Genomic DNA, 3516 nt, shown 5'->3' with positions numbered 1-3516 from the left:
GGCCGCGGGGGGAGGGGTGGGGACTCCGTGCTGTGCCGGGCCTCGTGCCCGGCACTCTGCGGTCACAAGTGGTCATGCTTCGAGACGCTGTTGCTGTCGCGGTCGCTGTCGAAAACGCCCGAAACACTCCCGAAGAAACCGCAGTAAACTGACCCAGTTCTCAAGCAAGCGGCGTCCGCTCGACGACGGTCCCGTCGTAGTTGGGGTACTGCTCGACGATCTCGCCGTCGTCCACGTCGCCGTCCTCGACCATCTCCTCCAGCAGCCACCACGCCACCTCGACGTGCTCGGACTTCACCGTGTAGTACTCGTCGGGCACGCCCAGTTCCTCGAACCGCTCGGGGTCGGCGTAGCTCTTGCCGTAGACGAGCGTCCCGTCGTCGGTCACGTCGTCGAACTCCCGGCGGACGTTCCGGGCCATCCGCTTCAGCCGGCGGCGGTGCTGGGCGGCGTCTTTGAACACCGAGGTGCAGAAGTACACCTTCTCGTGGTCGCCCATCACGTCGAGGATGTCGCCGCGGGAGTCCTCGACGGCGCTCATGTGGCCCTCCTTGCGCTCGAACCCCTCCTCCTGCATCCGGCGGTAGTTCCCGTCGGACATCTCGAACTCGTTGACGTTGCAGAACTCCGCGGCGCCCTCGTCGAGGAACTCCAGGAACTCCGGCTCCGGCCGGATGCCCGGGATCTCGAACGCGGGGGTCAGTCCCTCCTCGCGGGCGATGTAGAGGATCTCCTCCCACTCGGTGCCGTGCATGTCGCCCCACAGTTCCAGCGGCGGGTGGAAGCGGATCTCGTCGAGTCCCGCCTCCGCGAGCCGGCGCATGTTCTCCCGGCCGCCGGTGATGCCGGTGTAGAGGTGGATGTGGTGGTCCTCGCCGAACTCGTCTTTGAGCAGTTCGATGTAGTGGCAGGTCCGCTCGAGCACCTCCTGTGGTTCGCCGCCGGTGATGGAGGAGCCGAGCGCGTCCATCTTCTTCGCCTCAGCGATCACGTCCTCGTCGCTCTCGACGGGCCGCTCGTTGGCGTACACCTGCTCGACGTTCTTGCGGTTCTCGCCGAGGGGACAGTAGAAGCAGTCCCGCTGGTCACAGTAGCCGTAGACGAACATCACCATCTTGCCGCCCTTGGCGCACTGTTCACAGCCCTTCGAGATCATCAGTTACCCTCGCTACCCGGCCGAGCCCCAAAAACGGCACGGTGCGGCCGTGTGCCGCCGTCTCACGGACTCGCGCCGATCACGCGGCGCTCACTCCTCGGCCCGGAACCGGACCTCGATCCCGTCCGGCCCCGTGACGGCGAGGGCGCCGTCGATCGCTGTCGGCTCGTACTCACTCGCCGCCAGACGCTCCCGGAGCGCCTCGAGCGCGTCGCCGTCCGGGAGGACGACTTCGAACCACGCCAGCCCTGTTCCCGTCGCCGGCGCCGACCGACGCTGCCACGTGTTCGCGCCGAGGTGGTGGTGGTAGCCGCCGGCGGAGACGAACGTCGCACCCCGAACGGTGGTCTGCTGTTCGAACCCCACCGTATCGACGAAAAAGGAGCTGAACGCCTCGAGCGAGCGCACTTCGAGGTGGACGTGTCCCACGTCCGTCCCGGCCGGGACCCCCGACTCCCCCGCGGCCGCACTCGCGACGGCGTCGAGGTCGAGCGGATCGGTCCCCATCTGGACGCGGCCGTCATCGCCACGGGGCCACTCCGCCCGCGGGAAGTCCCGGTAGATTTCGACGCCGTTACCCTCCGGGTCCGAAAGGTACAGCGCCTCGCTGACGCGGTGGTCCGATGCGCCCTCCAGTTCCCAGCGATCCCGAATCCGGTTCAGCGCGTCGCCCAGCGCCGCGCGCGACGGCACGCGGAAGGCGTTGTGGTAGAGGCCGGCGCTCTCCCGAGGACGGGACGACACCTCTCCGTCCGTTTCGAGGACGAGCAGTGGCGTGTCGGAGACGCCGAGGACCGCCCGCGACGACGATTCCGAGAGCGTCTCGAGTCCCACCACGTCCCGGTAGAACGCGGTCGTCTCCCCGAGATCATCGACGCGAAGCGCGGTTCGACCGATCCGTGTCCCCGGCGGCAGCGAGTCCTTGCCCATCGGTATCGTCGGGAGTTCGGGCCGCCGCCGTATATCGCTGCGGGAACAGGCGGTCCCGGAACGCTCCTCAGCCGTTCCACGCGTACCACAGCATCGGCGCCGCGAACAGTAGCGAGAACACGCCGGCGTACGCCACGACGAGCATCCCGCCCTCGGCGGCGTCGCCGACGAGCAGGGCAAGTCCCGGTCCCGTCGCCAGCACCCCGAGCGCGAACAGCGTGACGACCGCTCGTTCGGCCTTCCCGATCGGATCGGCTTCGGGGTCGGCGACGACGCCGGCGTCGAGGCGGTCGCGAACCTCGGCCGCCCGTTCGTGTGGAACTGCGAGCACGCGAGGGTTCCGGAAGCCGTCGGCGCCGCGGGCGTACGATAGTTGGAGGATCGTCACGTCCCCGATGTCGACTGACCGGACGGCGGAGAGCGTCCGCAGATCCACCGCGGTGTACTGTGTCTCCAGCCGGAGATCCCGGTCGATCGTCCCCTCGGTCGACAGCGTCATCGCGAGCAGCCCCGCCGCGAAGCTCCCGATAACGACGGCGCCCATCGCCGGCCGCGAGTGCAGCGAGGCGGCCAGTATCGCGGCGCCGCAGAGTACCGACGCCGCGAGCACGCCCCGCCAACTCGGCTGCCAGCCGTCGTATCCCGACGACGTGTCGACCTCGTCGCTCCGGACCGCCGCCAGCACCGGCGGCCGAACGAGCGCCATAACCACCGCGACGCCGAGCAGGAGGAGGAGTCCGATCGAGCCGTTCCGGACCGCGTCGAGCGAGAGCGCGACACCGCCGACGGCGAGTGCCAGTGCGATAGCGCCCAGGGGGGCGTACAGCCCGTATGCGAGCAGGCCGAGCCAGCGGTGTGTCTCCGGAGTGACGGCCCAAGAGACCACGGCTCGGCCGTCGGTGGGTGCCGGCCCGGGATCAGTCGTCGGGGACTGGTCGCGAACCACACCGACGCTCCGCCCGCGGCGGTCTTGAACGTTCGCCGGGGAAGGTTGATGGGCTGTCGATCCCACACCGACCGTATGGTCCCGCAGCCCTCCACTGAACGCGTCGGCTCGGCACTCACTCGTCGCCAGTTCCTCGCGGCAGGGGTCGCCGGCGCTGCTCTCGCGGGCGTCCCCGTCGCCAGCGCCCAGTCCAACCCGGAGCCGCCGGGCGTCGTCCAGCGACGGACGTACGAGAACCTCCGGATCACCGGAACCGCCGAGGCCCACGGCGAGGGCCGCGTCCTCGTCGGTCGCGAGTGGCCCCGCCCCGGCCCGGACGATCCGGTTCGGGTCGCGCTCACCGACGCCGGCGGCGCGGTTCGGCAGCGCGCGTCGTTCACGCCCGAACTCCCGGAGGGGTCTCACGCCGCCCCGGACGTGGTTCGGACCGACGACGGGTACGCGGTCGCCGCCGGCCCGTGGCTGGCGCGCCTCGGCCCGGACC

Annotated in this window: 4 protein-coding genes; 1 reads left to right on the top strand and 3 read right to left on the bottom strand. The window is 69.9% G+C overall.

What is annotated here, in order from left to right; genetic code table 11:
* Positions 1–160 precede the first annotated feature (160 nt).
* From ACFR9S_RS13505 to ACFR9S_RS13495, 3 genes are all read right to left on the bottom strand, one after another.
* The gene (locus ACFR9S_RS13505; protein ID WP_379732241.1) at positions 161–1156 is read right to left on the bottom strand and encodes a radical SAM protein; all 996 of its coding nucleotides are present in this window, start codon (positions 1154–1156) and stop codon (positions 161–163) included.
* 90 nt (positions 1157–1246) lie between these two features.
* Entirely contained in the window at positions 1247–2086 is an 840-nt protein-coding gene (locus tag ACFR9S_RS13500) for a VOC family protein (protein WP_379732242.1), read from the bottom strand.
* 67 nt (positions 2087–2153) lie between these two features.
* Positions 2154–3032 (bottom strand): hypothetical protein, encoded by an 879-nt coding sequence (locus ACFR9S_RS13495; protein WP_379732243.1) that lies wholly within the window; start codon positions 3030–3032, stop codon positions 2154–2156.
* A 75-nt stretch (positions 3033–3107) separates the two neighbouring features.
* On the opposite strand from ACFR9S_RS13495, the gene ACFR9S_RS13490 reads away from it, so the two are divergent.
* The coding region (locus tag ACFR9S_RS13490) for a hypothetical protein (protein ID WP_379818882.1) at positions 3108–3516 on the top strand (409 nt) is incomplete at its 3' end.

This window comes from Halolamina salina, assembly GCF_042678005.1.
Classification (GTDB): domain Archaea; phylum Halobacteriota; class Halobacteria; order Halobacteriales; family Haloferacaceae; genus Halolamina; species Halolamina salina.
This window is presented reverse-complemented; position numbering and strand designations above follow the sequence as displayed.

Coding starts and splice junctions, on each gene's coding strand:
- ACFR9S_RS13505 (WP_379732241.1), bottom strand. CDS start 1,156: ATGATCTCGAAGGGCTGTGAACAGTGCGCCAAGGGCGGCAAGATGGTG.
- ACFR9S_RS13500 (WP_379732242.1), bottom strand. CDS start 2,086: ATGGGCAAGGACTCGCTGCCGCCGGGGACACGGATCGGTCGAACCGCG.